4 protein-coding genes are annotated in these 5,788 nt (G+C 69.8%); all 4 read left to right on the forward strand.

What is annotated here, in order from left to right; all coding sequences use genetic code 11:
- Positions 1-1,911 (forward strand): bifunctional 5-dehydro-2-deoxygluconokinase/5-dehydro-2-deoxyphosphogluconate aldolase (locus ACTZWU_RS16605; protein WP_444738474.1); only part of this gene is annotated, 1,911 nt, incomplete at its 5' end.
- Between the two features lie 102 nt (positions 1,912-2,013).
- Positions 2,014-3,855, forward strand: coding sequence for a 3D-(3,5/4)-trihydroxycyclohexane-1,2-dione acylhydrolase (decyclizing) (iolD, locus tag ACTZWU_RS16610; protein ID WP_444738475.1), 1,842 nt, complete (start codon positions 2,014-2,016; stop codon positions 3,853-3,855).
- A gap of 8 nt (positions 3,856-3,863) precedes the next feature.
- Positions 3,864-4,775 (forward strand): myo-inosose-2 dehydratase, encoded by a 912-nt coding sequence (gene iolE, locus ACTZWU_RS16615; RefSeq protein ID WP_444738476.1) that lies wholly within the window; start codon positions 3,864-3,866, stop codon positions 4,773-4,775.
- A gap of 217 nt (positions 4,776-4,992) precedes the next feature.
- Positions 4,993-5,787 carry a 5-deoxy-glucuronate isomerase gene (iolB, locus tag ACTZWU_RS16620; RefSeq protein ID WP_444738477.1) on the forward strand — a complete coding sequence of 265 codons (795 nt, stop codon included), beginning with the start codon at positions 4,993-4,995 and terminating at the stop codon, positions 5,785-5,787.
- Position 5,788 lies beyond the last annotated feature (1 nt).

The following is a 5,788-nucleotide window of genomic DNA, read 5'->3' on the forward strand; positions in this document are numbered from 1 at the left end:
TCACTTGACGTTATCACCATTGGCCGTTCTTCGGTTGATCTTTACGGCGAGCAGGTTGGCGGTCGTTTGGAGGACATGGGTTCGTTTTCCAAATATGTTGGGGGGTCGCCGACGAACATTGCCTGCGGGACGTCTCGGTTGGGGTTGCGGTCTGGGGTGATCACGCGTGTGGGTGACGAGCATATGGGGCGTTTCATCCGCGAGCAGCTTGTGCGCGAGGGGGTGGACGTGCGGGGCGTTGCGACCGACCCCGAGCGTCTGACGGCTCTTGTGATCCTGGGGATCCGGGATGAGGAGAGCTTTCCGCTGATCTTTTACCGCGAGAACTGCGCGGACATGGCGCTGTCGGAGGATGACATCGACGAGGGCCTGATCGCCGAGGCGCGCTGCGTGCTTGCGACGGGCACGCATCTGAGCCATCCGCGGACCGAGGCGGCGGTGATGCATGCGCTGCGGCTGGCGCGCAAGCACGGCGCGCGGACGGCTTTGGACATCGATTATCGCCCGAACCTGTGGGGGGTGGCGGGCCATGGCGCGGGCGAGAGCCGTTTTGTGGAAAGCGCCGCCGTGACGGCGCGGCTGCAGGCGACGCTGCCATTGTTCGACCTGATCGTGGGCACCGAGGAGGAGTTCCACATCGCCGGCGGCACGACCGACACGCTGGCGGCGCTGCGCGCGGTGCGCGCGATCAGCGACGCGGTGCTGGTCTGCAAGCGGGGTGCTGCGGGGGCGGTGGCCTTCGAGGGTGCCATCGAGGGGTGGGAAAGCGGCCAGCAGGGGCCGGGCTTTCCGATCGAGGTCTTCAATGTGCTGGGCGCGGGGGACGGGTTCTTCTCGGGGCTGCTGAAGGGGTGGCTGGATGGCGAGGCGTGGCCGCGCGCGCTGGAATACGCCAATGCCTGCGGCGCCTTTGCGGTCAGCCGCCATGGCTGCACGCCCGCCTATCCCAGCTGGGAGGAATTGCGGTTCTTCCTGGAGCGCGGCGTGATCCGCCCCGATCTGAGGAACGACGCGGCGCTGGAACAGGTGCATTGGGCGACGAACCGTCAGGGCCGGATGGGCGGCGACTGGACGACGATGCGGGTTTTTGCCTTCGACCACCGGCTGCAGCTGGAAGAGATGGAGGGCTACACCCCGGCGAAGGGCGGGGCCTTCAAGCGGCTCTGCCTGGAGGCGGCGCTGGCGGTGCAGGACGGGCAGGGGGGCTACGGGATCCTCTGCGACAGCCGGATCGGGCGCGAGGCGCTGCATGCGGCCTCGGGGACGGGGCTGTGGATCGGGCGGCCCGCGGAATGGCCTGGCTCGCGGCCGCTGGCGCTGGAGCCGGAGCTGGGCCCCGATTGCGGGGGATTGGGCGAATGGGCGCGCGAGAATGTCGTCAAGGTGCTGTGCTTCTGCCATCCCGACGACGATCCGGCGCTGCGGGCCGCGCAGGAGGCGACGGTGCTGCGGCTTTACACCGCCGCGCGCAGGAACGGGCTGGATTTCCTGCTGGAGATCATTCCGTCCAGGGTCGGGCCGGTCGATGACGAGACGACCGCGGCGCTGATCGGGCAGTTCTATGCGGCGGGGATCTACCCGGATTGGTGGAAGCTGGAGCCTCTGACCAGCGCGGCGGCCTGGGGCAAGGCGATCGCGGCGATCGAGGCGCATGACCGCCACACGCGCGGGATCGTGGTTCTGGGGCTGGACGCGCCCGAGGCGGATCTGGCGGCGAGTTTCGGGGTGGCGGCGCGGTTTCCGCTGGTGCGGGGTTTTGCGGTGGGGCGGACGATCTTCGGCGCGGTGGCGCGGGATTGGCTGGCCGGGCGGATCGGGGACGAGGCTGCGGTTGCGGAGATGGCCGGGCGGTACCGGCGGCTTTGTGCGATCTGGGACCGCGCGCGGGAGGCCGCGCGGGATGCGGCGTGAGGGCGGGCCCTTGCCGGGGGCGGTGGCCGGGGGGCTTCGCGCCCCCCAATCCCTGCGGGATTTCCCCCCGCGGGATATTTGCGTGAAGAAGAAGGGCGGGCGATGAGCGGATTGCAGGGTGGAACGGTGCGGCTGACGGCGGCGCAGGCGATGGTGCGGTGGCTCTCGGTGCAGATGACCGAAGAGGGCGAGCGCTTCATCGACGGGGTCTGGGCGATCTTTGGCCATGGCAATGTGGCGGGTCTGGGCGAGGCGCTGCACGGGATCGGGGACGCGCTGCCGACCTGGCGTGGCCAGAACGAGCAGAGCATGGCCCATGCCGCCATCGCCTTTGCCAAGGGGCATGGGCGCAGGCGTGCGCAGGCGGTGACGGCCTCGATCGGGCCGGGCTCCACGAACATGGTGACGGCGGCGGCCCTGGCGCATGTGAACCGGCTGCCGGTGCTGTTCATCGCGGGCGACGTCTTCGCGACGCGGCGGCCCGATCCGGTGTTGCAGCAGGTCGAGGGCTTCGGGGATGGCACCGTGTCGGCGAATGACTGCTTTCGGCCTGTCGTGCGGTATTTCGACCGCATCACCCGGCCCGAGCATCTGCTGAGCGCGCTGCCGCGCGCAATGCGGGTGATGGCCGATCCGGCCGAATGCGGGCCGGTCTGCCTGGCCTTCTGCCAGGACGTGCAGGCCGAGGCTTACGACTGGCCGGAAGCGTTCTTTGCGCCGCGGGTCTGGCGCATCCGGCGGCCCGCGCCCGATGCGGGCGAGCTGGCCGAGGCGGTCGCGATGATCCGTGCGGCGCGGGCGCCGATCATCGTCTGCGGCGGGGGGGTGATCCATTCCGGCGCCGAGGCGGTGCTGGGGGCGTTCGCGGGCCGGCTGAACATCCCGGTGATCGAGACGCAGGCGGGCAAGTCTGCCCTGGCGCAGGCCCATCCGATGAACTTCGGGGCGGCGGGGGTCGATGGCTCGGCGGCGGCGAACGCGGCGGCGCAGGCGGCCGATCTGGTGATCGCGGTCGGCACGCGGCTGCAGGATTTCACCACCGGCTCGCGGACGCTGTTTCCCGGCGCGCGGCTTCTGGCGGTCAACGTGCAGGCCTATGATGCGGGCAAGCATGGCGCGGCGATGCTGGTGGCCGATGCCCGCGTGGCGCTGGAGGCGCTTGGCGCCGCGCTGGAGGGCCTGCGCTTCGAGGCCGCCGATAGCGGCGCGCGGGCGGCCTGGCTTGCGGCGGTCGAGGCGCATTGCAACACCGCGCCCGAGGGGCTGCCCACCGATGCGCAGGTGATCGGCGCCGTCCAGCGCGCGGCGCCCGATGGCATCGCCCTGTGCGCCGCCGGCACCATGCCCGGCGCGCTGAAGCTGCTGTGGCGGGCCAGCCAGCACGGCTATCACATGGAATACGGCTATTCCTGCATGGGCTACGAGGTGGCGGGCGCGATGGGCCTGAAGCTGGCGCGGCCCGATCGCGAGGTGCTGTGCTTCGTGGGCGATGGCAGCTACATGATGGCCAACAGCGAATTGGCGACGGCGGTGATGCGGCGCATCCCCTTCACCGTGATCCTGACCGATAATCGCGGCTATGGCTGCATCAACCGGCTGCAGGCCCATTCCGGCGGGGCGCCCTTCAACAACATGTATGTCGATTGCCGGATCGAGGCGCAGCCCGTCATCGATTATGTCGCCCATGCCGCCAGCATGGGGGCGCATGCGGTGAAGGCCGCCGATCTGGCCGCGCTGGAGGCCGAGATCGCCGCCGCGCGGGGCCGCGACATCCCGACAATCATCGTGATCGAGACCACCGCCCGCCCCGGTCCCGGCGACGGGCTGGAGGGCGCGGGCCATTTCTGGGACGTGGCCGTTCCCGCCGTGGGCGGGCCGGAGCGGCTGGAGCAGGCCTATGCGCGCTACATCGAGCATGTCGCGCGGCAGAACGTGATCAATTGAGGCAGAAGATGATCCTTTACGGCACCAACCCCATCGCCTGGGCCAATGACGACGACCAGTCGATCGGCGCCCATATCCCGACCGAGCAGATCCTGCGGCAGGCGGGCCGCGAGATCGGCTTTGACGGGATCGAGAACGGCCATCGCTGGCCCGATGACCCGCAGGCGCTGAAGGCGCTGCTGGGGGAATACGGGCTGCGCTTCGTCTCGGGCTGGTATTCGACGCATCTGCTGGAGCGTTCGGTCGAGGACGAGATCGCGGCGGTGCAGCCGCATCTGGCGAAGCTGAAGGCGAATGATTGCCGCGTCTGCATCGCCTGCGAATGCTCGAACACGGTGCATGGGCGGGCGGATGTGGCGGTGAACGACCGGCCGCGTCTGACGGGCGCGCAGATGGCGGCGTTCGGCGCGAAGATGGAGGAATTCGCGGCCTTCCTGGCGGGGCAGGGCATCACGCTGGCCTATCACCACCATATGGGTACCGTGGTGGAGAGCCCGGAAGAGATCGACGCGTTCATGGCCGCCACGGGCCCCGCCACGCATCTGCTGTTCGATGCGGGCCATTGCGCCTTTGGCGGCGGCGATCCCGAGGCGGTGCTGCGCCGCCATGTGGGCCGGGTGGCGCATTTTCACGCCAAGAACATCCGTCGCCCCGTGACCGAGCGGGTGCGGGCCGAGGGGCTGTCCTTTCTGCAGGGCGTTCTGGCCGGCGCCTTCACCGTGCCGGGCGATCCCGAGGGGGCGATCGATTTCGCGGCGCTGCTGCGCGTTCTGGCCGAGGCGGGCTATGAGGGCTGGCTGGTGATCGAGGCCGAGCAGGACCCGGTCCTGCGCGACCCGCTGCATTATCAGGCGATGGGTCTGAGGGCGCTGAAGGAGGCCGCCCTGAAGGCCGGGCTTGATCGGCGCGTCACCGCCTGACCGGCCGCGCGCCGGGGCGGGGTCGCGCGCGCGGCAATGGGGCAGGGGGGCCAGCCCCCCATCCCGTTCCGGGATCCCCCCCGGGATATTTTGATGAAGAAGAAGCCCGGATCGTGTGCGCCGCGGTTCGGGATGTGGATGGAGGGGCTTTGGCCCCGACCGGCGCGGCGGCCCCTCGATGGGGCCGTCGGGACGGGTTGGTCAGAAGGAGGCGGGTATGGCGGATCTGTTGAGGCGGCCTTTCGGGGCGCATGGCGAGGTGCATCGGATCACGCCCGAAAGCGCGGGCTGGCGGTATGTGGGCTTTGCGCTGCACCGGCTGCGCGCGGGCGAACGGGTCAGCGCCGCGACGGGCGCGCGCGAGGTGATCCTGGTCATGGTCGAGGGCAAGGCCGCGTTCCGCGCGGCAGGGCGCGACTGGGGCGTGCTGGGGGATCGGATGGATGTCTTCGAGAAGACGCCGCCGCATTGTCTCTATGTGCCGGACGGGCAGGACTGGGCCGCCGAGGCCGCGACCGATTGCACCATCGCCGTCTGCTCGGCGCCCGGCCAGGGCGGGCATGGGGCGCGGCGGATCGGGCCCGAGGGCATCACCCTGACGCAGCGCGGCGAGGGCACGAACACCCGCTGGATCAACAACATCGCCATGGAGGGCGAGGACTGGTGCGACAGCCTGCTGGTCACCGAGGTCTTCACCCCGGCCGGCCATTGGTCCTCCTATCCCAGCCACCGCCATGACGAGGACGACTTTCCCCGCATCACCTATCTCGAAGAAACCTATTACCACCGCCTGAACCCCGCCGAGGGCTGGGCCGTCCAGCGCGTCTATACCGACGATGGCAGCCTCGACGAGGTCATGGCCGTGCGCAACCACGACGTCGTCCTGGTGCCCCGAGGACACCACCCCTGCGGCGCACCCCACGGGATCGAGCTCTACTACCTCAACGTCATGGCAGGGCCCAAACGCGCATGGCGGTTCCTCAAGGCGCCGGAAATGGACGGGATCGGGTGAG

Source organism: Paracoccus sp. NSM (assembly GCF_052379855.1).
In the GTDB taxonomy this organism is placed as follows: Bacteria; Pseudomonadota; Alphaproteobacteria; order Rhodobacterales; family Rhodobacteraceae; genus Paracoccus.

Coding starts and splice junctions, on each gene's coding strand:
- iolD (WP_444738475.1), top strand. CDS start 2,014: ATGAGCGGATTGCAGGGTGGAACGGTGCGGCTGACGGCGGCGCAGGCG.
- iolE (WP_444738476.1), top strand. CDS start 3,864: ATGATCCTTTACGGCACCAACCCCATCGCCTGGGCCAATGACGACGAC.
- iolB (WP_444738477.1), top strand. CDS start 4,993: ATGGCGGATCTGTTGAGGCGGCCTTTCGGGGCGCATGGCGAGGTGCAT.